The organism is Rhodococcus sp. NPDC060090, from assembly GCF_042729855.1.
Lineage (GTDB): Bacteria > Actinomycetota > Actinomycetes > Mycobacteriales > Mycobacteriaceae > Rhodococcus.
Genome location: NZ_JBHWXB010000016.1, coordinates 71294 through 95577, shown reverse-complemented (window position 1 = coordinate 95577; position 24284 = coordinate 71294). Strand labels below are relative to the sequence as shown.

At 65.3% G+C, this 24284-nt stretch carries 23 protein-coding genes; 17 read left to right on the top strand and 6 right to left on the bottom strand.

Annotated features, from left to right (window positions below; all coding sequences use genetic code 11):
* Positions 1-2: 2 nt before the first annotated feature.
* Positions 3-1520 carry an aldehyde dehydrogenase family protein gene (locus ACFWCF_RS21185; protein ID WP_378565593.1) on the bottom strand — a complete coding sequence of 506 codons (1518 nt, stop codon included), beginning with the start codon at positions 1518-1520 and terminating at the stop codon, positions 3-5.
* Between the two features lie 131 nt (positions 1521-1651).
* Between ACFWCF_RS21185 and ACFWCF_RS21180 the strand changes: the two genes are divergently transcribed.
* Complete coding sequence (locus ACFWCF_RS21180; protein ID WP_378565591.1) at positions 1652-2416, top strand: GntR family transcriptional regulator; 765 nt, start codon at positions 1652-1654, stop codon at positions 2414-2416.
* A gap of 89 nt (positions 2417-2505) precedes the next feature.
* Positions 2506-3393, top strand: a complete 888-nt coding sequence (locus ACFWCF_RS21175) for an oxygenase MpaB family protein (RefSeq protein ID WP_378565589.1) — start codon at positions 2506-2508, stop codon at positions 3391-3393.
* A gap of 9 nt (positions 3394-3402) precedes the next feature.
* Here ACFWCF_RS21175 and ACFWCF_RS21170 read toward each other — a convergent pair whose 3' ends face one another.
* Genes ACFWCF_RS21170 through ACFWCF_RS21160 form a run of 3 tightly spaced genes read right to left on the bottom strand, consistent with a single transcriptional unit; the run spans position 3403 to position 6265 of the window.
* Positions 3403-3882 carry a DUF4334 domain-containing protein gene (locus tag ACFWCF_RS21170; protein ID WP_378565587.1) on the bottom strand — a complete coding sequence of 160 codons (480 nt, stop codon included), beginning with the start codon at positions 3880-3882 and terminating at the stop codon, positions 3403-3405.
* Positions 3883-3893: 11 nt separating this feature from the next.
* A complete protein-coding gene (locus ACFWCF_RS21165) occupies positions 3894-5003 on the bottom strand; it encodes an NAD(P)-dependent alcohol dehydrogenase (protein ID WP_378565584.1) in 1110 nt (369 codons plus the stop codon).
* Entirely contained in the window at positions 5000-6265 is a 1266-nt protein-coding gene (locus tag ACFWCF_RS21160; protein ID WP_378565672.1) for a TetR/AcrR family transcriptional regulator, read from the bottom strand. The genes ACFWCF_RS21165 and ACFWCF_RS21160 overlap by 4 nt, the downstream gene beginning before the upstream one ends.
* A 243-nt stretch (positions 6266-6508) precedes the next feature.
* Here ACFWCF_RS21160 and ACFWCF_RS21155 point away from each other — a divergent pair, with 243 nt between their 5' ends.
* The 15 genes from ACFWCF_RS21155 (at position 6509) to ACFWCF_RS21085 (ending at position 22174) form a co-directional block, all read left to right on the top strand.
* Entirely contained in the window at positions 6509-7498 is a 990-nt protein-coding gene (locus ACFWCF_RS21155) for an NAD(P)H-dependent flavin oxidoreductase (protein WP_378565581.1), read from the top strand.
* Positions 7495-8286: an enoyl-CoA hydratase gene (locus tag ACFWCF_RS21150; RefSeq protein ID WP_378565578.1), complete on the top strand. Its 792-nt coding sequence runs from the start codon at positions 7495-7497 to the stop codon at positions 8284-8286. Before ACFWCF_RS21155 ends, ACFWCF_RS21150 begins: the two co-directional genes overlap by 4 nt.
* 279 nt (positions 8287-8565) lie before the next feature.
* Positions 8566-10146, top strand: coding sequence for a fatty-acid--CoA ligase FadD5 (gene fadD5, locus ACFWCF_RS21145; protein ID WP_378565575.1), 1581 nt, complete (start codon positions 8566-8568; stop codon positions 10144-10146).
* Positions 10147-10259: 113 nt separating this feature from the next.
* Positions 10260-11069 carry an MlaE family ABC transporter permease gene (locus tag ACFWCF_RS21140; RefSeq protein WP_378565572.1) on the top strand — a complete coding sequence of 270 codons (810 nt, stop codon included), beginning with the start codon at positions 10260-10262 and terminating at the stop codon, positions 11067-11069.
* Entirely contained in the window at positions 11069-11932 is an 864-nt protein-coding gene (locus ACFWCF_RS21135) for an MlaE family ABC transporter permease (protein ID WP_378491629.1), read from the top strand. Before ACFWCF_RS21140 ends, ACFWCF_RS21135 begins: the two co-directional genes overlap by 1 nt.
* Entirely contained in the window at positions 11929-13221 is a 1293-nt protein-coding gene (locus ACFWCF_RS21130; protein WP_378565569.1) for an MCE family protein, read from the top strand. Before ACFWCF_RS21135 ends, ACFWCF_RS21130 begins: the two co-directional genes overlap by 4 nt.
* Positions 13218-14240 (top strand): MCE family protein, encoded by a 1023-nt coding sequence (locus tag ACFWCF_RS21125; protein ID WP_378565566.1) that lies wholly within the window; start codon positions 13218-13220, stop codon positions 14238-14240. Before ACFWCF_RS21130 ends, ACFWCF_RS21125 begins: the two co-directional genes overlap by 4 nt.
* Entirely contained in the window at positions 14237-15301 is a 1065-nt protein-coding gene (locus ACFWCF_RS21120) for an MCE family protein (RefSeq protein WP_378565563.1), read from the top strand. Before ACFWCF_RS21125 ends, ACFWCF_RS21120 begins: the two co-directional genes overlap by 4 nt.
* Entirely contained in the window at positions 15298-16413 is a 1116-nt protein-coding gene (locus ACFWCF_RS21115; protein WP_378565560.1) for an MCE family protein, read from the top strand. The genes ACFWCF_RS21120 and ACFWCF_RS21115 overlap by 4 nt, the downstream gene beginning before the upstream one ends.
* Positions 16410-17471 carry an MlaD family protein gene (locus ACFWCF_RS21110; RefSeq protein ID WP_378565557.1) on the top strand — a complete coding sequence of 354 codons (1062 nt, stop codon included), beginning with the start codon at positions 16410-16412 and terminating at the stop codon, positions 17469-17471. The genes ACFWCF_RS21115 and ACFWCF_RS21110 overlap by 4 nt, the downstream gene beginning before the upstream one ends.
* Positions 17468-18679, top strand: coding sequence for an MlaD family protein (locus ACFWCF_RS21105; protein WP_378565554.1), 1212 nt, complete (start codon positions 17468-17470; stop codon positions 18677-18679). The genes ACFWCF_RS21110 and ACFWCF_RS21105 overlap by 4 nt, the downstream gene beginning before the upstream one ends.
* Positions 18679-19227: a hypothetical protein gene (locus tag ACFWCF_RS21100; RefSeq protein ID WP_378565551.1), complete on the top strand. Its 549-nt coding sequence runs from the start codon at positions 18679-18681 to the stop codon at positions 19225-19227. The genes ACFWCF_RS21105 and ACFWCF_RS21100 overlap by 1 nt, the downstream gene beginning before the upstream one ends.
* A gap of 131 nt (positions 19228-19358) precedes the next feature.
* Positions 19359-20264 carry an LLM class F420-dependent oxidoreductase gene (locus ACFWCF_RS21095; protein ID WP_378565548.1) on the top strand — a complete coding sequence of 302 codons (906 nt, stop codon included), beginning with the start codon at positions 19359-19361 and terminating at the stop codon, positions 20262-20264.
* 5 nt (positions 20265-20269) lie between these two features.
* Positions 20270-21139 (top strand): SDR family NAD(P)-dependent oxidoreductase, encoded by an 870-nt coding sequence (locus ACFWCF_RS21090; protein ID WP_378565545.1) that lies wholly within the window; start codon positions 20270-20272, stop codon positions 21137-21139.
* A 195-nt stretch (positions 21140-21334) separates the two neighbouring features.
* Positions 21335-22174: an alpha/beta fold hydrolase gene (locus ACFWCF_RS21085; protein ID WP_378565542.1), complete on the top strand. Its 840-nt coding sequence runs from the start codon at positions 21335-21337 to the stop codon at positions 22172-22174.
* Between the two features lie 5 nt (positions 22175-22179).
* On the opposite strand, the gene ACFWCF_RS21080 is transcribed toward ACFWCF_RS21085, so the two are convergent.
* Both ACFWCF_RS21080 and ACFWCF_RS21075 read right to left on the bottom strand, forming a co-directional pair.
* Positions 22180-22890, bottom strand: coding sequence for a type 1 glutamine amidotransferase (locus ACFWCF_RS21080; protein WP_378565539.1), 711 nt, complete (start codon positions 22888-22890; stop codon positions 22180-22182).
* The gene (locus ACFWCF_RS21075) at positions 22883-24136 is read right to left on the bottom strand and encodes a MurT ligase domain-containing protein (RefSeq protein WP_378565536.1); all 1254 of its coding nucleotides are present in this window, start codon (positions 24134-24136) and stop codon (positions 22883-22885) included. Before ACFWCF_RS21075 ends, ACFWCF_RS21080 begins: the two co-directional genes overlap by 8 nt.
* Positions 24137-24284: the final 148 nt, after the last annotated feature.

Genomic DNA, 24284 nt, shown 5'->3' with positions numbered 1-24284 from the left:
GCCTACCTTCCGTGCATGAACTTCAGCATCTTCACGGACAGGTTCAGATCGCGCTCGGGCCGTTCGAGGCTCATCAGCTTCAGCGGCGAGCTGAACCTCTCGACCGTCACAGACTTGGGCCGGCTGAACTCGCGAAGGCCGTCGGCGCCGTGGATGCGGCCGAAGCCGGACTCGCCGATGCCGCCGAACGGCAACGACGGGATGCCTGCGAAGCCGAGCACCGAGTTGACCGACACCATGCCGTTGCGGAGACGTTCGGCCAGTTCGCGACCCTTGGCCTTGTTGCCGATGAAGATCGACGCACCGAGTCCGTAGGCGGTGCCGTTGGCCCGGTCGACCGCCTCGTCGAGGTCGCGCACCTTGTTGACGACGACGGTGGGCCCGAAGGTCTCCTCGCACACAGCGCTCGAAGTCTCGGGCACGTCGGTGAGGATCACCGGTTCGATGATGCGCTCGCCCACGGACTCGGTACCGCCGACCACCGCGGTGCCGCCACTCGCCAGCGCATCCTCGATGTGGCTGCGCACGATGTCGATCTGGCGGGGCAGTGTCATCGGACCGTACGTCGACTCGTCGCTTCCACCCGGCTTCGCGCGCTTCACGAGGGCGGTCAGCTTGTCGAGGAATTCCTTGTAGACGGACTCGACGACGTAGATGCGCTCGACACCCGCGCAGGTCTGCCCGGCATTGCCGAACGCGCCGAACGCAGCGAAGTCTGCTGCCTTGTCGATGTCGGCATCGGCCGCCACGATCATCGCGTCCTTGCCGCCGCACTCTGCAACGAGCGGGGTGAGAGATTCGGCGCACACGGCCATCACCTTGCGTGCCGTGGGGCCGGACCCGGTGAATGCGATCTTGTCGACGCCCGCGCGGGTGAGCGCAGACCCGGTCTCGCCGAGTCCGGTCACGACCTGGAATACGGGCTGGGTCGGTGCGATGGAGTTCCACTTCTCCTCGAGCCACTTGCCGACGCCCGGTGTCAGCTCGCTCGGCTTGAAGACGACGGCGTTGCCTGCGGCGAGAGCGTACGAGATCGAGCCCATCGGGGTGTAGACCGGGTAGTTCCACGGGCCGATGACGCCGATGACGCCGAGTGCCTTGTACTCGAGGGTTGCGGCCTGGTTGAAGCTCGCGATTCCCGAGGGCACCTTCCGCGCTCGGAGAACCTTCTTGGCGTTCTTCGCTGCCCAGTCGAGGTGTTCGATCGCGAGCATCACCTCGAGGAATGCGTCGCCGTACGGCTTTCCGGTCTCGCGTGAGATCAGCCTCGCGAGGGAGGTGGCGTCCTGGGCGACGGCCTTCTTGAATTCGAGGAGCCACTCGCGACGCCCGCGGGATCCCTGCGCATCCCACCAGCGTGCCGCGATACGGGCCCGGTCGACGGCCTCGGCCACCGCTGCGGCATCGGCGATCGGATACTCGGCGATCACGTCTCCCGAGCGGGGGTCGAGGCTCGCGAAGGTGTCGGTGGACGGCTCGCTGCCGGTCTTCGGGTCCGTCGTACTGCTCTTCTGTGTCATTTTTCGACGCTTCCTGACGGATCACATCACATATATTTGATGTGATTAGCTGTAATGGAGCTCACACTATGCGTCTCGTACCGAACGGACAAGCCCGATCCGCTCGCCTTGTGGACCGTCAGGAGAAACACATGGCCTCAACGACCCGCGTGACCGATGCCGTCGCTGCCGATCGTGATGCACCGCGTACCGATCCGTCGCGTATGCGTAGACGCCCCCAGCTCTCCGACGAGGTGGCTTCCCACCTGCGCAGTGCGATCATGTCGGGTTCTTTCCGGTCGGGCGAATTCATTCGATTGGACGAGACCGCAGCCGAACTCGGTGTCAGCGTCACGCCGGTGAGGGAGGCGTTGCTCACGCTTCGGGGTGAAGGCATGGTCGAGTCCGCACCGAATCGCGGCTACCGGGTGTCGCCGATGAGCAGCTCCGATATCGATGACATCTTCTGGCTCCAGGGGCAACTCGCGGTCGAAATCGCATTGCGGGCTGTAGACCGGGCTCATGCCGCCGACCTCGAGCGCCTGACGGAGCTCAACGAACGCCTGCGCGCCTGCGTGGCGACGTCGAATGGTTCGCCGGCCTCGAGTGGGGTGCCGGACGTCGAGCGTATTGCCGACGCCGAGTGGTGTTTTCACCGTGAGGTGAACCGTATTGCGAGCAGCCCGAAGCTCGCATGGTTCCTCGATACCGCAGCCCGCACGCTGCCGTATCGCCTCTTCGCACGGGATCGGCAGTGGGGAGTCGTCGCCGTGCGATCTCACGAGCAACTCATCGCCGCGATGCGCGCGGGTGATCACAACGGGGTGATCACGCAGACCCTCCTGCAGTTCGAGGACGCGGCCGCCAGACTGCTTGCGCACCGGAAGCGGTTCGCCGACGCCGACGGTGGCACGTAGGGCACAAGGACCTCTTGCCTATCTGAGTACGGGCGTGCACAATTTGGATGGCAGTGCAGCATCCGTACTTTCGCCGAGGAGGCGACCCTATGGCACCACCAGTGAAAGTCAACGAGCCCAGTGTTGTCGACAAGCCCAGTGTTGTCGAGGGCGGCGTCCCTGATGCGGTCGTCGCCGATCCTGCTCCGATCGAGCCGGGCTCGATCGACCTGGCCGACTTCGTCGGCGAATCGATGCTGCTCCTGGGCGCCGGATCGACCGTATTGCTACAACTCGCGGAGCGGGGAGTCGGCCACGGCGTGGCAGACCACAGCACCACCCTCCAGCGTCCGCTCGACCGGCTGCGCACCACCATGACCTACGTCTACGCGGTCACCCTCGGCACGCCGGAGGAGCGCAAACAGATCGTCCGGCTGGTGAACAAGGTTCATGTTCCCGTTCGCTCCGAAACCTACAATGCTTTCGATCCTGAACTCCAGTTATGGGTTGCGGCAACGCTCTACCGCAACGGCGTCGAGATGTACCAGCGCATGTTCCACAAGCTCTCCGATGTCGACATCGAGTGGATCTACCGCCAGTCCGCGGTGTACGGCACTGCGCTGCAGGTCAAGGAAGACATGTGGCCGGCCACTCGCGCAGAGTTCGACGCGTACTGGGACGAGATGATCGCGACGGTGGAGGTGGACGAGAAGATTCGTGCCTTCACCCGCGGTCTGCTCAGCGGCGGCGACTCGCCGCTTCCCGTGCGAATGCTCATGCCGCTGCAGCGCTTCATGACCATCGGCCTTCTGCCGCAGCGCATACGTGCCGAGTTCTCCCTGCCGTGGAGCCCTCGCGACCAGCGCAGGTTCGATCTGTTCTGGAAGGTCGTTCCCCCGGTGTACCGGAAGGTGCCGCGGCGGATCCGGCAGCTGTCCTCCACGTTCTACCTGCGCGACATGCGGCGTCGCATGGCAGGGAACAAACATCTCATCTGACGGGAGTGGTCAGAGCGCGACGTCGCGCTCGAGGCCGAACCAATAGTGTTCGCCCCCGTCGAAGACGAGCCCTCCTTTGCCGTTCATCACACCGATCACGGTGTCGTCGTCGATCTTCTTGAAGTGGTCGAACACCGGCATTCCGTCGTAGACCATCGTCGCGGTCACTTCGCCGCGGAACACGACGTCCCACAGGCTCGCCTCACCGCGACCGGTCTGCTTGTCGGAGAACAGCTCGCCGTCCTCGTCCCGGCACACGAGCGGCTGGACCTCGGACACCGAGATGAACGACTTCCCGTACCAGCGGGCGCCACCCAGCATCTGATGGGTGCGATGGCCGGTGTCGAAACTGAATCCCTTCCAACGGTATCCGAGAAGATCGTCGATTCGTGCGGGCGTGAGCCGCTCCCAGAGGGCGTCGAGCTCGCGAGGATCGATCGAATCGGTGCGTGCGCGCAGTGCGGCGAGTTCCTGGACGACGTCGTCCATGTCGGTTCCTGTCAGTCGAAGGTGAGTACGGCCTTGACGACCTCACCTGCCGTCACGGCGGCGAAGGCGTCGTCGAGCTTGTCGAACGGGAATGTGCTGGTGATCTTCTCTACAGGGAAGCGGCCATCGCGCCAGAGTGCGGCGAGTTCGGGGAGGAAGACGTGTGGATCGGCGTCGCCTTCGATGACTCCGGTGAGGGTGCGGCCGTTCAACAGATGAGTCTGATCGATCGTGATGGGGTTCCGTCCGCCACGTAGGCCGAGGGTCGCGCACACTCCGGGGCTCGCGAGAGACGACATCGCCTGGCGGATGACGGCTTCGGACCCCACCGACTCGACCGCGAAGTCGACCCCGCCGCCGGTGGCCCGACGCACATGACGGCCGATATCGTCGACGTCGTCGGGAGACATCACCGTCGTCGCGCCCAACTCGAGCGCCGACGTGTGGCGGCGAAGGTTCGGGTCGATGCCGATGATGGTGCCGCACCCGGCGATCTTCGCTGCCATGACAGCGGCCATTCCCACCGCTCCGAGTCCGAATACGGCTATCGCCGAGTCGGATTCGGGTCGGAGAACCCGAAGTACGGTACCTGCTCCGGTGGCGAGTCCGCAGGCGAGAGGGCCGGCGAGTTCGACGGGCACTCCCTGGGGAAGGCGGACGACGTTCCGGTCGGTGGCGACCACGAGCGAAGAGAACGACGACTGGCCGAACCAGTTGCCGTGGACCGGCTTGCCGGACCCGTCGTGAAACACCGAGGTGCCGTCGGGGCGCATACCCGAATAGTTCAGTGGAGCAAATCGGCTGCAGTAGGCGGGACGACCACGACGACAGTTACGGCAGGTTCGGCACGAATCGAACCCGAGGACCACCGGGTCGCCGACGCGCAAGCCGACGATGCCCGATCCGACCTCCGCGACCACTCCGGACCCCTCATGGCCCAGTACTGCGGGAAGCGGAATCGGGACTCCGCCCGCCGCCGCGGTGAGGTCGGTGTGGCAGATCCCCACCCCGCGGATCCGCACGAGGATCTCGTCGGGTCGAAGCTCGGGCACGACAATGGATTCGATCCGCAGTGGAGTGTTGTGTTCGCGCAACACGGCGGCGCGTGCGGTGCGGGTCATGAGGCCAGTTCGCCGGTAGCCCGGCCGTCGGTCGTGAGTACCGCCAGCATCAGTTGCTGTACTCGCCGTTGGTCGGATTCGGTACCCCGGAAGTGCATCACCTGCCCCACGTCGAGGGAGAGGATGAGCGCAGCGTGGACGAGGAAACGGCATTCGACCGCGGAGAGATCGGTGCGCAACTCGGCGACGATGCGAGCCCATTCCTCGATGTTCAGACGCTGGATGTTGCGAAGATCGCTGCGATGAGCCTTCGGAAGGTTGCCGATCTCGGCGAAGTAGACCGACATCAGCTCACTGTGCTCGAACGCCAACCGAACGAACACGTCCACCAGATGTTCCAGTGCCTGTGCGGGGGTGGTGGATTCGGCCAGTGCGGATTCCACGGACATCGCCACGCGGTCGCCGGCGCGATGGAAGGCTGCGGCGAGCAGGTCTGCCTTGCTCGGGAAGTGCCGATACACGCCGGAAGCGTTGATGCCTGCGGCGGCGCCGATCTCCTCGATGCTCACATCGTGATAGCCGCGTGCGTCGAACAGCAGGATCGCTTCGTGCAGCAGAACTTCGCGCTTGTTGGACGTCGCGAGACCGGTTTTGGCCTGTGGTTCTGCGGCGTCGGGATCCGAGGGGACGAGCGGTGTCTCGACGATCGCGTGGCATGCCTCGAGCAGGAGTTGCTGGAGTCGGCGGTTCGACAGGGGAGCGCGATGCGTGGTGATCGAGCCGATGGTGCTCAACAGCGCGGTACTGACGACGACGCAGTCGGACTCGGTGAGGTCGGGGCGGAGCTGCGCGGTGATGTGGGCGAGTCGCCGGTTGATCGCCACCATTTTGCCGCGCACCTGCAGGCCGTCGTCCTTCGACAGGTAACGGCGTTCCCAGCGGTACAGGCCACCGGTGCGGCGGTTGGCGATGGTGGTGCGGATCGTGGCCGACAACAGGCGGTCGAGGGTGTCGCTCGGGTCGGTGTTGTCGCCGGCGTCGAACTCGTCGACGGCCGCGCCGAGTGAGTCGGCCAGTTCGTTGACCGCATGCAGGAACAGTGCGTACTTGTTCGGGAAATGGCGGTACAGGGCGGGCCCGGAGATTCCGACCGTCTTGGCGATCTCGTCGATGCTCACACCGTGGTAGCCGCGCTCGCTGAATGCCTCGGCCGCGACCGCCGCGATCTGCGCCTTGCGGTTCTTGGGGCGTCGGCGCACCGCCGGGGTCGTGCTACTGGAGCTCGCTCGTGCGCGCGCCCCGACCTGCGCGTGTTCGGCCACCTGGAACTCCTCGTCGATTGTGTCGGACCCCGCGACCGGTCGCGGAGAGCTGTTCAAACATTAAAGGTAACAGTAGAAACTCCTGAATCGGAATGCGGCTCCGGCACCGATTTCGGGTCGAAACCGCAGAACACAGTGTATTGACAAACCCCGCGTCGGACACCAAAGTTAACCATGATTCTTCCGATTCTCCATGGAAGAGGGGGCGTAGTGCAGCGTCCCGCGCCGATTCGAGGAGGACACTTGAGGACCCGATTCACCGAGGCGTTCGGGGTCGAGCACCCCATCGTCCAGGGCGGCATGATGTGGGTCGGTCGTGCCGAGTTGGTTGCAGCGGTGGCCGACGCCGGCGCGCTGGGCTTCATCACCGCACTGACCCAGCCCACACCGGAAGACCTGGTCCGCGAGATCGCGCGGTGCCGGGAAATGACCGACAAGCCGTTCGGTGTCAACCTCACCATCCTGCCGTCGATCACACCGCCACCGTACGACGAGTATCGCGCCGCGATCATCGAGTCGGGCATCAAGATCGTCGAGACTGCGGGGTCCAATCCGGTCGACCACCTGCCGTTCTTCAAGGACGCGGGAATCAAGGTCATCCACAAGTGCACGAGCGTCAGGCACGCCCTGAAGGCGGAACGAGTGGGTGTCGATGCCGTGAGCATCGATGGCTTCGAGTGCGCCGGGCATCCCGGCGAGGACGACGTCCCCGGTCTGGTTCTCATTCCCGCTGCGACCCGCAAGCTCCGGATTCCCGTGATCGCGTCGGGTGGTATCGCCGACTCACGTGGTCTCGTGGCCGCGCTTGCTCTCGGCGCAGACGGCGTGAACATGGGCACCCGCTTCATGTGCACCGTCGAGTCACCTGTGGCACAGCGGGTCAAGGAACAGATCGTGGCGAACAGCGAGCTCGACACCGAGCTGATCTTCCGCACCCTCCGCAACACGGCACGTGTCGCGGCGAACGCGGTCAGCAAGGAGGTCGTCGAGATCGATTCCCGCGGTGCGGAGTTCGCCGACATCGCACACCTCGTCGCCGGTGCACGTGGGCGTACCGTGTTCGAGGAGGGCGATATCGATGCCGGCATCTGGACGTCCGGCCAGAGCCAGGGCCTGATCGACGACATTCCGACGGTGGCCGTGCTCGTCGACCGGATGGTCTCGGAGGCCGAGGCGATCATCACCGGACGTCTGAACGGCATGGTCGCTGCCGAGGAGAGGGTGCGAGTATGACCGAGATGACGGAAGGAACTGCCGTGGAGGGGCTGCGTTCAGAACTGGCCGATGGCATTCTCCGGCTCACGATCAACCGCCCGAGGCGGATGAACGCGCTCGATCTCGTGACGATGGACGCGTTGGGTGAGGCGGTGACCGCGGCCGGGGTGGATGAGCGCGTGCGCACCATCGTTCTCACGGGGGAAGGCGCCGCGTTCTGCACGGGCGCCGATCTTGCGGCTGCGGGGGCGAACCCGGCTGATCCGAATGTTGTGATGGATACCGCGAACTCGTTGATTCGTGCGATCGTCGACTCACCCGTGCCGGTCATCGCGGCAGTCAACGGGCCTGCCGCAGGCGTCGGTGTGTCGATTGCGGTGGCGGCCGATCTCACGTACGCGGCCGAGAGTGCGTACTTCCTCCTGGCATTCGTCAACATCGGACTCATGCCCGACGGTGGATCGAGCATGTTGATCCCGGCTGCCATCGGCCGTGCCCGCGCAGCCGAGATGGCGTTGCTCGGCGAGCGTCTGTCCGCGGCCGACGCAGACCGCTTCGGTCTCGTGGCCCGAACGCTCCCCGACGGCGAACTCGCCGCGCACGTCGATGCAGCGGCGGCCCGTACCGCGAGTGGTCCGCGACGGGCCCTTGCGCTCACCAAGAAGGCACTCAACAACACGACCCTGTCGGCTCTCGATGACGCGCTGGCGTTCGAGAAGGCAGGTCAGGTCGAGCTACTCGCCTCAGCGGATTTCGCGGAAGGTGCGATGGCCATGCTGCAGAAGCGTCGCCCCGACTTCACGTAGAGCCTGCATGCACATGTAATGGACGGGAATGGGTGCGGGCACGGTTCCGGCACCCGCTCCCGTTCGTTGCCTATGCACTGTTCAAAGTCTATTTATCTCGCTTCCTCCTCACGGGTTCGCTGCTTGCTTTTCGTTGGGAACACCGTTCGATCAAGGTGAGAATCTTCGTTAACAAATATCTGGCCACAATCAGAATTTGCCTGTAAGGTGCATCACACCGGAACCCGGCAATTGCCGCGCCCTTCGTCCCGAATCTGTCCCGTCTCGAGAGGACCGTCGATGGCTTCCCACTCTGTCTCGGATGCGCACCGCTACCGCAGCAACAACTGGAACAACCAGGTCGCGCGCCACGCCCTGATGACTCCTGACCGCACTGCATTCCGCTTTCTCGGCGAGTCGATCACCTGGTCGCAGCTGCACGAGCGCGTAGAGAAGCTTGCGGATGCGTTGTCGCGTCGCGGCATCGGATTCGGCGATCGCATCATCGTCCTGATGCTCAACCGCCCCGAGTACATCGAGATCGTCCTCGCGGCCAACGCGCTCGGCGCGATCGCGGTGCCGGTCAATTTCCGTCTCACCGCGTCCGAGGTTGCGTTCCTCGTAGCGGATTCGGGCGCGAAGGCGATTGTTGCGGAGGGTCCTCTCGTACCGCTCGCTGCCGCGGCCCGCGCTCAGTCCGAAGGCATCGACCTCGCGATCACCATCGGTGCAGAGGCCGAAGGCGACGCAGTCTCGTACGACGCGCTCGTGGCCGAAGAAGGCGACCCGCACCCCCAGGTCGAGATCCCGAACGACACTCCGGCGCTGATCATGTACACCTCGGGCACCACGGGCCGCCCCAAAGGCGCGGTACTCACCCACTCGAACATGGACGCCCAGGCGCTCACCTGTATCCGGGCCTTCCAGCAGTTCGACGAATCCGGCATCGGCTTCTGTGCCTCGCCGATGTTCCACATCGCTGCGCTCGGCTCGATCGCCCCGAGCCTGATGCTCGGCAGCGCCACCGTGATCCACCCCGTCGGAGCATTCGACCCGGGCGCGCTGCTCGACGTGCTCGAAGCCGAGCAGGTCACCAGCCTGTTCCTTGTGCCGGTGCAGTGGCAGGCCGTGTGTGCTGCGCAGCAGGCGAACCCGCGAAAGCTCGCACTACGCAACATCTCGTGGGGTGCCGCACCGAGCTCCGACACCATCCTGCGCGCCATGGCCGACACCTTCCCGGATGCATTCAACGTCGCAGTGTTCGGCCAGACGGAAATGTCGCCGATCACGTGCGTGCTCGACGGTGTGGACGCGATCCGCAAGCTCGGTTCCGTCGGGCGCGTCATCCCGACCATCCAGGCGCGAGTGGTCGACGACGAGATGAACGACGTCGCTCCCGGCGAGGTCGGCGAGATCGTCTACCGCGGCCCCACCATGATGCGCGACTACTGGAACAACCCGGCGGCCACGTCGGAGGCGTTCCACGGCGGATGGTTCCACTCCGGCGACCTCGTGCGTGTCGACGACGAGGGCTTCGTCTACGTCGTGGACCGCAAGAAGGACATGATCATCTCGGGCGGCGAGAACATCTACTGCGCCGAGGTCGAGAACGTCCTCTTCGGGCACCCCGCGATCCTCGAGGCGGCGGTCATCGGCCGCCCCGACTCGAAGTGGGGCGAGGTCCCCGTCGCGGTCGTCGCACCGAGGCCGGGCAACGACGATCTGTCCCTCGAAGTGCTGCAGCCCTACTTCGACGAACACCTCGCGCGCTACAAGCACCCGAAGGAGATCGTGGTCGTGGATGCACTGCCGCGCAACGCCAGCGGCAAGGTCGTCAAGGGCGACCTGCGGGGCGGCCTGTCCGCCGTCGCGCAGGGCTGACCTCCGAAATCCCGTTCCGGCTGTACTGCGGGGCGGGCGGTCGGGGGCGACGAATACGGCGCCGGCTACCGAGGCCCGGCATGTGAACAGTAGACACCGAGGGGGTGGGGAACGTGGCATTCGAGCTGCCGAAGGCGAAAGGGCCGGCGCATGATCTGGCTATCCAGATCGGAGCATTGGTCGGCTTTTCGCTCGAGACGCTCGTCGCGGCGTTCCGTGTTGTCGTCCGGCGGAAATTGTCTCTGGGGGAGACGATCACGCAGGCACTGTTCATCGCGAGGGTGTGCAGCGGGCCTTCGCTGCTGCTCATGCTGCCGATCGGCGTGCTCATCGCCGTGTCGGTGGGGTCCCTCGCCGGGCAGCTCGGCGCCGGCGCCTATTCCGGCGCGATCGTGTCGTTCGTCGTCGTCGGCCAGGCCGCTGCTCTGGTGGTCGCGCTGATGCTCGCCGGGGTCGGTGGTTCGGCGATCTGCGCCGACCTCGGTTCGCGCACCATCCGCGAAGAGATCGACGCGATGGAGGTCTTGGGCCTCAACGTGATCGAGCGCCTCGTCGTACCGCGCCTCATCGCGGCGGTGCTCGTGTCGATGATCCTCTGTGCGCTCGTCACGGTCGTCGGTATCGGCGCCTGCTATCTGTACGAGATCTATCTCAACGACGGGTCCGGTGGAGCATTCCTCCGCACGCTCTCGGAGTACGGACGGCTGTCGGACTTCGCCATGGCGATGGTCAAATCGGCGTGCTTCGGGGTCACGTCGGCGCTCATCGCGTCGTTCAAGGGGCTTCATGCCAAGGGCGGTCCGAGTGGTGTCGCCGATGCGGTCAACGAAGGCGTTGTCCTCGCCTTCATCATGGTGTTCGTCGTGAATACCGTTCTGTCCCAGATGTACACGGTGATGGTTCCGGCGGTGGGTACGTACTGATGATCTCGTACTCCACTGCCACCCGGGTGCGCTCTGCAGCAGGACGGCCCGTCACCGCCGTCGTAGACGGCTTCGCCGAAGTCGGCCGCCATGTCGTCTTCGCTTTCCGTGCAATAGCCGGAATCCCCACCGCGCTGCACCGGTATTTCTCGCACGTCCTACGCCACATCGGGGAAGTCAGCTTCGGCTACGCGTCGCTGCTGGCCGGGGGCGGAACGATCGGCATCGTCCTCGCGATGTCGGCTGTCGCCGCCATGATGGTGGGGGTCGAAACCCAGCGAGGTCTCGAACTCATCGGCATGACGTCGCTCTCGGGGATGCTCTCCGCGATCGCCAACACCCGCGAACTCGCTCCGGTCGTCGCATCGATCGCATTGGCCGCCAAGGTCGGCACCGGCTTCACCGCGCAGCTCGGCGCGATGCGGATCTCCGACGAGATCGACGCACTCGATGCAATGGCCGTGAAGTCGGTCCCGTTCCTTGCAAGTACCCGCCTCATTGCGGCCGCGGTGTGTGTCATCCCGATCTACATGGTGGGTCTGCTGGGTTCCTATGTCGCGACCCGGCTCGTCGTCGTGAACTTCCAAGGAAATTCTGCGGGTACCTACGACTACTACTTCCATCTCGCATTGTCGCCGTCCGACCTGTGGTATTCACTCACCAAAGCCGTGGTGTTCGCGATCATTGTCGCGATCGTCCACTGCTCGTACGGGTTCTATGCTTCCGGCGGGCCCGAGGGTGTCGGACGCGCCGCCGGGCGTGCATTGCGCACAAGCATCCTTGCGATCGGGATCACCGATGTGGTCCTGACATTCGCGTTGTGGGGGCTGGTTCCGACGATCCCGGGGGTCGGGTTGTCGTGACGACCACTGCCACCGTCGAACGAGTGAGAACCGAGAGCAGGGCCGGGATGCGACGCAAGAACCGGGCCGAGGGGCCGAGCAAGGGTCTCCTCGCCGTCATCGGTGCGGTTGCGTCCGTCGTCCTGCTCGTGGCCGGAGGGCTGCTCGTGGCTTCGGGTTCGGGCTCGCTCTCGCGTGATCCACAGGTCACGGCGACGGTGCCGGCCGAAGCGGGCCTGATCCAGGGTGCCGCGGGTGTGCAGTACCAAGGGGTGCACGTCGGTTCCGTCGTCGGTATCGATGCGGGGGTCACCAGCTCTCGCCTGACGATGCAGCTGGGCAAGGACAAGATCGTCGAGATCCCCGCGTCGGTCATGGTGCGGATCGTGCCGCGCACGCTGTTCGGCGACGTGTTCATCGAACTCGTCCCGCCGGAGAATCCGGAGATCGGCCCGCGGCTTTCGGGAGGGGCCGAGGTCGCCGTCGATACGTCGGATGAGGCCGTGCAGCTCGCCAACCTCTACTATCGCGCCGCCGACCTGCTCGAACAGCTGCGTCCCGAACAGCTGGCCACCGCGCTCGACGCCGTGAGTCAGGCGCTGGAGGGGCGCGGAGAATCCTTGGGCGCGACGATCGACCGGATGGCGGCGCTCACCGCAGACTTGGGCCCGCTCGTCGACGCCGGCATCGCAGCGGCACCGCAGATGGCTGCCGTGGCCGAATCGATGTCCGCCGCCACCGACGATGTCATCACGGTCATGCAGAACGCCTCGGAACTGTCGCGGATTGCCCTCGCCAACGAGGACGGAATCGCCCGTCTGCTCTCCGGCGGCGCCGTACTAGGAGCACAGGGAGCCGACGTGCTCTCCGCGAACACCGACAACATGATCGCGGTCGTCCGCAACGGAGCACCGGTCGTCGGGGCCTTCGCAGGCAACACGGAGGGTCTCGACGAGACATTCGAGTACCTGGGAATTTTCGGTGAAGCGGGTGCGCGGGTGTTCTCGACCGGACGGTTCAACATCACCGCTATCGCGGATTTCGCCGACCCCATGCCCTATACCAGCGCGGATTGCCCGCGATACCCCGGCATGGAGGGATCGAACTGCGGTGATCCGGTCCAGACCTCGGCGACCGGTCGCGGGCAGGTCGTCTCGGCCGCAGAGGAGAGCGAACCGCTCGGATTCCTCGAGCAGATCTCGGCCGGCGTCGACCCCGCTGATCCTGCAGCACTACTGCGTGATCCGTCCACGGCAGCCTCGGTCCTGCTCGGACCGCTCGTCAGAGGAACGGCGGTGAGTGTTCCGTGAAATCGAATATCGGACCGGGGATCCAGCTCGCCGGGTTCTGCATGGTCGGGGTCCTCGCGGCGGTCATCGTCGGAAACACCCTGGAACGTCCCATCGCTGGGTCCACCAGCGACTACGCCGCGGAGTTCGCCAATGTCGAAGGCCTCACACCGGGCAGCGACGTCACACTCGCCGGCGTGCGTATCGGCCGGGTATCGGATGTGAGATTCGAACCACAGGACGACGGAACATCCCGTGCTGCCGTCGGATTCGAGATCGAGTCCGGTCACGAGCTCACCACCGACGTACTCGCCGACATCAACTACGGCGACATGATCGGTGTCCGGTACGTCGCCCTGAGCCTGCCCGACGGCACGTCCGGGCAGATCCTCGAGCCCGGCTCGACGATCCCGATCGAACAGACCACTCCTCCCGTCGACCTCACCGCACTGCTCAACGGGTTCAAGCCGCTCTTCGAAGCGATCGATCCGGCACAGATGAACTCGCTCGCGGCTTCGGTCGTCGACGCATTCCAAGGGCAGGGCGCGACCCTCGAGTCCTTGCTCTTGCGCGTGGCTTCCGTCAGCACCGACATCGCGGAGCAGGAGCAGGTATTCAACGACGTCATTGTCAACCTCGAACAACTGGTGACGGTGATCGACCGTCGCAGTAATGAAGTCTCGCAACTCATCTCCGGGATGAATGTGGTGGGCCAGGCGCTTGCGGGCGACACCGACCAGCTCGCTGCCCTCATCGACCGCGGTTCCTCGGCGGTGCGGTCCACCGCGGTGCTGATGTCCGGTGCGATGGCACCCCTCGACACCACCGTCACCGACCTGCGGGCAATGACCGATGCCTGGATACCGCAGACCGACGAGTTCAACCGATCGATGGCGCTACTACCGGAACTCGGCCACAAGATCAACCGAATCGGCGACTACGGCGGCTGGCTCAACCTCTATATGTGCAACTTCACGATCGAATCGAACGACTTCGAGACGAACATCTTCGGATCCGAGTACTCGGAGGTGTGCCGATGAGCCGGTCTCGGCGTTGGACGTCTCGGGGTATCGCACGCACACTGCGCGACACGTTCGCCGCGATCTTCTCTGGCAGGCACGACCGCAATGCGAATCCGATCGTGCTGGGAGTCGCCGGTATGGTCCTGGTGGCGGTCCTCATGCTGGTGGCGTTGGCAGCTCCGACCGTGACGTACTGGCTCCGCACGAACTCCTACACCGCCGAACTCGTCAATGCGGCCGGTCTGAAGCTGAACGACCCCGTCTACGTGGCCGGAGTCCCCGCCGGGCGCGTCGAGTCGATGGAACTGTCCGGCGATCGCGTGATCGTCGACTTCCGAGTCGACCGGTCACAGCCCCTCGGCGACCGCACCACAGCCGAGGTGAAGCTCGAGAGTGTCCTCGGTAAGTTGTACCTCTCGGTGAGCCCCGCCGGCGCCGGTGAACTCGACGATGGCCTGATTCCACTGGCGCGCACCGGTGTTCCGTACAGCCTCGACGAACTCGCCACCGATGCCGAGCACGTGGCCGACGGACTCGATGTCGAAGGGCTCGAAGCGATGATGCAGACCCTCGCCGACACGATGCCCGCAGATTCGGCGCAGATCTCCTCCGCGCTCGCCGGGGTGGAGGCGACCTCGCAGATGCTGGTTCGCAACGACGCACGAATCACGTCCCTGCTCCAGGCCTCGAAATCACTCACATCGATCGTCGCCGAGCAGAGCGAAGACGTTGCCGCGCTGGTGGAGAACTCGACAGCGGTGGTGAGTATCCTTTCGGTCAGAAAAGAAGCGCTCTTCGGTTTGGTCGAGGACCTTCGCGCACTCACTGAGTCGGCCGCGACGTTCCTGACCGACAACTCCGACGACGTGAACACGCTGCTCGTGAACATGCGTTCGGTGACCGACACGCTTGCGGCGAACGCCCACAACATCGACCGTATCCTTCTCGAATTCCCGTCGGCCCTACGCGCAGCCACCAATGCCGCGGGTAACGGGACGTGGGTCGACGTCCATGCCCCTGCCGGGCCGATTCCGGACAATTTCCTGTGCTCCATCGGAGTGATGGAGGGTTGCAAGTGAATCCGGTGCTGAAGACATGGTCCATTCGCATGGTTGCGATCCTCGCGGTGCTGGCGTTGTGCGCTGTCGGAGTGTGGTACGTCGTGGGGCCCGACCGAACCCGCACCGTCACCGCACAGTTCGCCACCGTGAGCGGGATCTACCCGGGTAGTCATGTCGCGGTGCTGGGCCTTCCCGTCGGTACGGTCGAGGAGGTGCGTCCCGCAGGCACGCACGTCGAGGTGACGATGACCGTGCCGTCCGACATCGCGCTGCCCGAGGATGTCTCGGCGTTCGTGATGAATCCGTCCGTCATCAGCGACCGGTTCGTCGAGCTCGCGCCCGCCTACCGCGACGGAGCGCAATTCGGCGACGGCGACGTGATTCCCATCGAACGCAGCCATTCTCCGATCAACTGGGACGAGATGCTCGAGAGCATCGATACTCTCGCCGCCGCGATGGGCCCGGAGGGCGGCGACCTCGGTCGCACGCTGGAAGTGTCCGCGGATGCCACAGAAGGTCTTGGTGAGCAGATGAACCAGGCGATCGTCGCGCTCAGCCAGGCGACATCGGTGGTCGGCGCAAAGTCGGAAGACATCGGCGAACTCATCGACGATCTCGGGACCGCGGTGCACGCGGTGAACTCTCGTGAGGGATCCCTCGAGTCACTCGTAGACGGCGTCGCCGAACTCGGTGAGGAACTTCAGCGGCAGAACATCGATGTCTCGGCACCGATCACACAGCTGACCACGATCCTGGATCAGCTCGACACACTCCTCGCCGAGCGAGGTGGCGACGCCCGGGAGATCATGGCGAATGCCCGCGCCCTCACCGATACCTTCGCCGCGAACGAGGTGGGATTCGCGGAACTGTTCGATGTCCTGCCGCTCGCCATGCAGAACATCGACCAGGCGATCGGTGAGAACGGGCGCGGCAGGATCCGGTTGAACATCTCGACGCAGATCAGCCAGTTCCCGCGCGCGCAGGAATTGTGTGCCCGCGAACCGCTGCCGCTGTGTACCGGTGCAGGTTTCACGAATCCGATCACCGTGCCGTTCGACCTGTCCGATCCCTACGAGGACCTCGTGCCCGAATCGTTGGATCGCGCGCTGGGCGAGGGAGGTCCGCGATGATGCGGAGTAGGACAGTGGTTGTCGGGCTCGTTGCGGCGGTCGGGATGCTGACGTCCGGCTGCGGCCTGAGCTTCCAGAGTCTGCCCATGGGCCGGACCGGCCCCGGCTCCACCTACACCGTGACCGCGATCTTCGGGAGCGCCGACCGCGTCGACCTCGGTGCCGAGGTTCGAGCCGGGCAGGCCATCGTGGGTCGCGTGTACTCGATGTCGACCGACGGTCGGCAGGCCTTCGTCGAACTCAGCCTGACCGATTCCGTGGATCTGCCGGTGAACGTCGGTGCGTCCGTACGACTACCGTCTGCTCTTGGCAGCCCCTACATTCAGATGGACATGCCGGAAGAGGCGTCGAAGGAACTTCTCGCCGACGGAGACACCATCACCCGGACCGAGCTCGGCCCCGACATCGAGAGCACCTTCGCGATGCTCGGCAACGTCGTGAACGGCAGTGGACTGGACCAGCTCCGCACCATCACCACCGAACTCGATGCTGCCTTCGGCGACCGAGGGGAGTCGATTCGCACGATGCTCACCGCGCTCGACTCCACGATGGCTCTGGCCGACGAGAACACGGAGTACTTCGAGCGGACACTCGCGGCGGTCGATTCGGTGACCGCGCGGCTTGCGCAGCAGCAGGAACTGATCGACAACGGGATCACCGACAGCGCTGACCTGATCGGACTCCTCGCCGCGCAACAACAGGATCTCCGGACATTGGTGTCGAGTACGGCGACAGCGGTGTCGTCGATGGACACGGTGATGGCCGACCACGCCACGATCGGTGTGGCGGTCGACGACCTCGCAGAGATCACCGCGGGAATCCGCGACTTCAACACGACGGTGGGGTCGATGCTCGTCAACGTCAACGACTTCATCACCGGCTTCAACTCGGCTGTACGCGGCGACTACCTGCTGTTCGACGGCGCCTTCGACATTCCTGCCGCGATCGACCTGCTCATCACCGGCGGTATGCCGCCCGGCGCCGAGACCGACACATCATCGCCGCCGCCCGACATCGCGTCGACCCTGACCGATCTGCTGCAGGGGGCAACCCGATGACCCGCCCCGTTCTCATTCAGCTTGTCGCGTTCGTGCTGGTCGGCGTCTTCGCGACCGTGTTCGGTGTCCGGTACGTGCTCGGCCCGCAGAGCTTCGGCGGTGCCGTCGAACTGACGGCGGAACTGGCCGACGCACGCAGCATCGGACCGGGTACCTCGGTCACCTACCGCGGTGTCGCGGTGGGGACGGTCGAGTCGGTCACGATCAACCCGGGCGGTGTCGGGTCCACAGCGGCACTCTCGCTCGACCCCGGAACGCAGATCCCGGTCGGTAGCGTCGGCAGGGTCTCCACCACGACAGCCATCGGCATCCTCGCGCTCGACATCGAGCCCGAGACCGCGGACGGACCGTATCTCCAGAGCGGCGACACCCTCGAGGTTCCGGAGGAGATGCAGGGCATGCGCCTCGACGAGTTGCTCGTGCACATGACCGAGCTCATCGAGAGTGTCGACGCCGATTCGATCGTGTCGTTGGGCGACACCTGGGGTACCGCGCTCCGCGACAGCGGACCCGAACTGCAGGCACTGCTCGAGAACGCCGACGCTCTGTCGACGATGGTCGCGGAACGCGCACCGACTATCGCGACGCTGCTCGACGAAGGCCTGGGGCTGATCGATTCTCTCGCGCGGAATTCGGAAGGATTCCCGGGCTCGATGCGTGCGTTCCGCGACGTGTCGGACCAGCTCGTCGGGAGCAGGGATTCACTGGTCTATCTGCTCGACCGATCACCGGATGCACTTGCGCGCGCCGAAGAGCTGTTCGCCGGTACGAAGGACAACTTCGGCGTGCTCATGACGAACCTCGTCACGGTGGGGGAAGTGGCCGCCCCGCGCACGCCGGCAGTGACGGCGCTCCTCGATGCGATGCCCGCGACGCTCGCCGATCTCTCTGGAATCGTCAAGGGCGACCGGGCCGACTTCTCGCTGGTCGGGACGCAGGGGCCGGTCTGTGTCTACGACACCCAGCGGATGGTGATCGGTGACGAAAGCCCGCGTGAGCCCAACCGGTCTCTGTACTGCCCTCCCGGCGAAGACCTGTCCCAGCGCGGCGCCCGTGTCGCGCCGAGGCCCGATGATCTGGGCCTGCAGGGGCAAACCACTCCGGGTGCTGTGTCGGGCCCCGACATGGCGGACGATCCTCTTTTGATCCCGACGGGTGTCGAGGTGCTGAACTACTGGCAGAAACTCCTGGAAGGACTGGGGAATTGATGGTTGACGAGAACCCGACCGATACATCGGACCGGATCGATACTGCGGCAGATCCGGCTGAGAATCCTGCACGTCGCGGCGGAGTCGGACGAGCGGTGTCCAGTGCGGTGATCGTGCTGCTGGCCGTCGCCGCCGGCTTCTTCGGTTTCCAGTGGTGGCAGGCAGGGCAGACCGAGTCGTTGCGCACCGAGGCGGTCGACGCCGCCCGCGAGTATGCGACCACCTTGGGCACCTACGACTACCAATCGTTCGACGACTCTCTCAGCGCCGTGACCGCGGCCTCCACCGAGGAGTTCGCGGCGAAGTACTCGGGTGTCGCGGGCGACCTGCGCGAACTTGTGGAAAACGGGCAGGGTTCGTCGGTCGCGACGGTCTCCCACGCCGGACTCGAAACGCTCGACGGCGACACCGCGACCGTGCTCGTGTTCCTCGATCAGGATGTCAAGAATGTCGTCGTCCCCGAGGGCCGCACCGACGCGACGAGATTCCTCATCACTCTGAAGCGCATCGACGACACGTGGATGCTCGACGGCGCCGACGCGAAGTAGCGACACCGAGGACCCAGAACAGCCCCGGGAGGCTCTGTTGCATCATGTGAGAATCCGACTATCTTGAATCGAAAGGATGGTTTTCTCGATTCAGAATCCCGGTTGGGTTCTCAGGTGCGACGAGGTAGGCAATGCGCTTCATCTTTCATTACCCCGAGATCAACGGTTCTGACGGCGATGTCCTCGATCCAGGTCCGTTGCGCGACGTCGCCGTCGCCGCCGAGCAGGCCGGGTTCGATGCACTCTCGTTCAGTGAGCACCCGGCGCCTGGCGCGAAGTGGCTCGACCGCGGCGGGCATCAAACCCTCGATTCGCTCGTGGCACTCGGTTACGTGGCCGCCGCGACCGAGCGACTGAGGCTGCTCACCTATCTCGCTGTGGTTCCCTACCGCAATCCATTCCTGCTCGCGAAGGCCTCAGCCACCCTCGACAAGCTATCCGGCGGCAGATTCACCCTCGGCATCGGAACCGGATATCAGAAGCGTGAATTCCACGCTCTCGGCGTCGACTTCGACGAGCGCAACGCCCTCTTCGACGAGGCTCTCGACGTGCTCCCGCTGCACTGGAGCGGCCAGCCCTTCTCGTATCAGGGGCGTCACTTCAGCGCGCAGGACATCATCGCCCGACCCCGCCCCGTCCAGGATCCGATCCCGATCTGGATCGGAGGCAACTCCGCACTGACCAGACGACGCGTCGCGCAGCGAGCACAGGGCTGGATGCCGATGTCCGGCGGCGCGACGCTGAGCACCACAGCGCGCACCGCAGAGCTCGGCCCGGTCGAGCAGCTCGGCGGCGAGATCGCCGAGCTCCGCGCACAGGCGGTCACGGCCGGCCGCACCGACCACATCGACGTCGTCTACTCGTACAGCCAGGAAATCATGTTGTCGTCCGTCGAGGCCGACCGTCATCGCGACGTGCTCGACCAGCTCGAGAAGGCAGGCGTCGATTGGGTGCTTGTGTCGTGTCCCGTCGAAGGGCTCTCGGCCACCACAGATTTCCTTGAGTCCTTCGGCGCCACCTACATCGGAAGAGGATGAGTGTGATGGGCTGGTTCGAAGAACGTGCGGGGCTCGACGGGACGGTTGCGGTGGTCACCGGCGGGGCCGGAGGCCTCGGTGCCGCCATCGTGGCGGACCTCGCCGCGAACGGGGTACGTCCCGCCGTCATCGACCTCGACGACACCGCGGTGAAAGAACTACGCGATGTGCTCGACACGCAGGGCGTCGACCACCTCGTCACGCAGGGCGACGCCCGCGATCCCGACGCGCTGACAGAGCTGTTCGAGCAGGTCGACGAGCGTTGGGGGCGCGTCGACACCCTCGTCAACATCGTCGGCGGCACGTTCCGAGCACCCTTCGTCGACACCAACGCGAAAGGATGGGATGCCATCCTGCGCACCAACCTCTCGCACGTGCTCCACGCATGCTCACTCGCGGTGCCGCGAATGCAGGCCGGTGGACGTGGCGGAAGCATCATCAATCTCACGACGATCGAAGCGCACCGCGCCGCCCCGGGTTTCGCGGTCTATTCGGCTGCAAAGGCGGCTGTCGAGCAGTTCGCCCGCACTCTCTCGATCGAGGTTGCGCCCGATGGGATCCGGGTGAACAATGTTGCGCCCGACTATGTTCCGACACCCAACCTTGCCAAACTCGCCTCGCTCGGCGGTGGTGACTCGTCCATGTCCACCCCGAAAGGGGTTCGCATCGCGATCCCCATGGGCCGGGCGGGGGACGTCACCGATGTGTCGAACAGCGTGGTGTTCCTGGCGTCGAAGTTGTCGTCGTTCATCACCGGCACGACACTGCACCCGGACGGAGGGACGTTCGCATCGTCGGGATGGTTCAACTGGCCGGATTCCGGGTGGGCGAACCATGTTCCCTCGCGGATTCTGGTGAAGGCCACCGAAGCGTAGCCGCACCGGCGCCAGAGTTCGTACATCGAGAAAGCGGCCCTTGACGAACGGGTGTGATGTAGATAACATTGAAGGTGCGAATCGAGCAGACGTCCGAGGACGACAGAGGCTCGTGAAGCAGAGATCCGGCCCGTAGATCGCGTAAAGCGAATCAACGGGCCGAACCCCTGTTCAGGGGAGGTCGGAAGGGACGCGGTGGGGGAACGTATCGGTACGGTCGTGCGCGACGGTCTGACATTCGACGTGCGAGACGACGGCCCGATCGACGGTGAGCGGATCGTGCTTCTGCACGGGTTTCCCCAGGATTCGCGATCCTGGAGCGAGGTGGTACCACGGCTCCACGACGCCGGATACCGCACCATCGTCCCCGATCAGCGTGGGTACTCACCGGGTGCACGTCCGCACTGCCGCCGCGACTACCGGCTTCAGCTCCTCGCCGACGACACGATCACGCTCATCGACGCGACGGGCGACGGGCCGGTGCACCTGGTCGGACATGACTGGGGTGCCGCTGTCGCGTGGGCGGTAGCCGCGTGGCATCCGCACGCGGTGCACACACTGACCGCGGTATCCGTGCCGCACCCCGCTGCATTCCTGCGGTCGATGGTCACCAGCACTCAACTGTTCAAATCCTGGTACATGTTGGCGTTCCAATTGCCCTGGCTCCCGGAGAAACTGCTGACCATTCCGGCGGTGAGCAGAGCGGTCCTGCGACGGACGGGACAGCTGCCCGCGGCCGCCGCGCGCGATATGGAACGAATGACCGATCCGCTGGCAGTGCGGGGTGGGGTGAACTGGTACCGCGCGATTCCGTTGACCGACCCGCGGTCGGCTCTCGGTCGTGTCGACGTGCCCACGCTCATGGTGTGGAGCGACTCCGACGTCGCGATCGGACGCGCCGCCGTCGACGCCACACCGCGGTACGTGTCGGCGCCCTACCGGCTCGAAACGCTCACCGGGATCAGTCACTGGATCCCCGACGAGGCGCCGAACGAGCTCGCCGACCTGATCCTCGCCCACGTTGCGCAGGGATGAACCCGCTACGCGCGCAGTCGTTCCCGGCGGAGTTGTTCGACCTCGGGAAGGTCGAGTGGCGGCAGTGATTCGACGCCCAGGGCGCGGGCGAGCAGGTGGTCGGCGAACTCGGGGTTGCGTGCCAGTACCGGGCCGTGCAGGTACGTTCCGTAGACCGAACCCTGCACCGCGCCTTCGTTTCCGTCGCCGACACCGTTACCTACGCCGCGGGTAACCTTCCCCAGAGGGTGCGCATCGCCTCCGAGTGTTGTACCGCCCCGGTGGTTTTCGAAACCGGACACCGGTTGGGTAAGACCGGCGACGCCCGGGGTGATGACGACCTCGCCGATTGCCCGAGTCTTCTGCGGCGATGTCGTCGCGTCGAGTAGACCCACACCGTCGACCCGTTCGCCGGACGAGGTCTCGTACCAGTGTCCGAGTACCTGGATGGCCGCGCAGATCGCCAGGACGGGTACACCGCGTTCCGCCGCCTGCTGCAGACCGGGATAGCGCTGGAGGTGACGTGTCGCGAGGCGTTGCGCGGCGTCTTCGGCACCGCCGAGCGTGTAGAGGTCGAGTGAGTCGGGGACCGAATCGTTCAGTCCGAGCTCGATGATCTCCGCGTCGTGGCCGCGCATCCGGAGGCGCTGACGCAACACCAGTGCGTTGCCTCCGTCGCCGTAGGTGCCCATGACATCGGGCAGGACGAGGCCGATCCGCACTGTCGACTCAGACATTCGTAGCCCCCTTGGCAATCGCGGTGTTCAGATCCCGGAACGCCGTGTAGTTGGCGAGAACCTCGACGCGTCCGGGAGGGCACGAGGCGATGGCGCGCAGCGGATCCGCGACGAGTGTGTGCTCGACTCCTGCGTATGTCAGCCGCACGGCGAGGTCGGTGCCGCGCTCACCTGCGGCGACCACCTGCACATTCTCGAAGTGTTCGAAACGTACATCCCACAGCCACGACAGGTCCTCGCCGTCCGGCACCTGACCATTGACCGCGATCACCAGGCCGTCGACGGTCGGATCGATCATCGACAGTGCTTCCTGCCAGCCGGCAGGGTTCTTCGCCAGGAGCATGTGGACCGAATGTGGCCCGACCTGCACGGTCTTGTATCGTCCCGCGACTTCTTCGACCACGGATGTCGCTGCCGCAGCCTTCGCGGGATCTGCACCGAGTGCGACGGCGGCGGCGACGGCCTGCGCCGCGTTGCCGCGGTTCGCACGCCCGGGCAGGGTCAGTTTCAAAGGCAGGACGAGCCCGTCGGGCCCGTGGAGATTGTCTTCGTCGACCCACCAGTCGGGCGTCGGACGGGCGAAGTCCGATCCCGTGCTGTACCAGTGGTCGCCGTCGCGCACGATGGGTTCGCCGGTGCGGGGGCAACTGACGGAGTCGCCGGCCCATCCCGCTCCGGCCGCAACCCACACGACGTTCGGGTTGTCGAACGCGGCGGAGGTCACGAGCACGTCGTCGCAGTTGGCGATGATCGTCGCGCCGGTGTGGCTCTGCAGCCCGGCGCGAAGTCTGCGCTCGATCATGTTGATCTCGCCGACGCGATCGAGTTGATCTCGGGTGAGGTTGAGCAGCACGATCGCTTCGGGCGCGAGCGCGTCGGCGACGTGCGGGGTGTGCAGTTCGTCGACCTCGATCGCGGCGAGCCGAGCGGTGCGGTTGGCGGCGAGCGTCGAGACGATGCCCGCGTCCATGTTCGCACCGTCGGGCTGAGTCACGACAGCGTCGAGGGTCTCGAGCGCCGCCGCGGTCATGCGCGTAGTGGTGGATTTACCGTTGGTGCCGGTGACGAGCACGGTGCGGCGCCCGCGACCGAGTTGCGTCATCAGGCCGGGATCGATTTTGAGGGCGATGAGCCCGCCAATCATCGATCCGTTACCGCGTCCGGCCTTGCGTGATGCCCACCCAGCCGCTTCGGCTGCGCGTAGCGCGATGCGTCCGCGCACCGAGATCCCCGTCGTTGTAGCCACGCGCCGAGTTTTCCACAGGTGTGTTACGTCCTCGTACCCTGCCCGACCCGAGCGAATGAATCATTCGTCTCGTTCATCGGGCTGTTGCGAATTTCCGACAGCTCGCGACCACACAATGAATCGACGGTTCCCGGGACGGGCACTCCCC

What these genes read in the sequence shown, in the direction of transcription:
- ACFWCF_RS21120 (WP_378565563.1), top strand. Translation starts at nt 14,237, where the DNA reads ATGAGCCGGTCTCGGCGTTGGACGTCTCGGGGTATCGCACGCACACTG.
- ACFWCF_RS21185 (WP_378565593.1), bottom strand. Translation starts at nt 1,520, where the DNA reads ATGACACAGAAGAGCAGTACGACGGACCCGAAGACCGGCAGCGAGCCG.
- ACFWCF_RS21170 (WP_378565587.1), bottom strand. Translation starts at nt 3,882, where the DNA reads ATGGACGACGTCGTCCAGGAACTCGCCGCACTGCGCGCACGCACCGAT.
- ACFWCF_RS21165 (WP_378565584.1), bottom strand. Translation starts at nt 5,003, where the DNA reads ATGACCCGCACCGCACGCGCCGCCGTGTTGCGCGAACACAACACTCCA.
- fadD5 (WP_378565575.1), top strand. Translation starts at nt 8,566, where the DNA reads ATGGCTTCCCACTCTGTCTCGGATGCGCACCGCTACCGCAGCAACAAC.
- ACFWCF_RS21090 (WP_378565545.1), top strand. Translation starts at nt 20,270, where the DNA reads ATGGGCTGGTTCGAAGAACGTGCGGGGCTCGACGGGACGGTTGCGGTG.
- ACFWCF_RS21100 (WP_378565551.1), top strand. Translation starts at nt 18,679, where the DNA reads ATGGTTGACGAGAACCCGACCGATACATCGGACCGGATCGATACTGCG.
- ACFWCF_RS21095 (WP_378565548.1), top strand. Translation starts at nt 19,359, where the DNA reads ATGCGCTTCATCTTTCATTACCCCGAGATCAACGGTTCTGACGGCGAT.
- ACFWCF_RS21180 (WP_378565591.1), top strand. Translation starts at nt 1,652, where the DNA reads ATGGCCTCAACGACCCGCGTGACCGATGCCGTCGCTGCCGATCGTGAT.
- ACFWCF_RS21105 (WP_378565554.1), top strand. Translation starts at nt 17,468, where the DNA reads ATGACCCGCCCCGTTCTCATTCAGCTTGTCGCGTTCGTGCTGGTCGGC.
- ACFWCF_RS21135 (WP_378491629.1), top strand. Translation starts at nt 11,069, where the DNA reads ATGATCTCGTACTCCACTGCCACCCGGGTGCGCTCTGCAGCAGGACGG.
- ACFWCF_RS21110 (WP_378565557.1), top strand. Translation starts at nt 16,410, where the DNA reads ATGATGCGGAGTAGGACAGTGGTTGTCGGGCTCGTTGCGGCGGTCGGG.
- ACFWCF_RS21080 (WP_378565539.1), bottom strand. Translation starts at nt 22,890, where the DNA reads ATGTCTGAGTCGACAGTGCGGATCGGCCTCGTCCTGCCCGATGTCATG.
- ACFWCF_RS21175 (WP_378565589.1), top strand. Translation starts at nt 2,506, where the DNA reads ATGGCACCACCAGTGAAAGTCAACGAGCCCAGTGTTGTCGACAAGCCC.
- ACFWCF_RS21150 (WP_378565578.1), top strand. Translation starts at nt 7,495, where the DNA reads ATGACCGAGATGACGGAAGGAACTGCCGTGGAGGGGCTGCGTTCAGAA.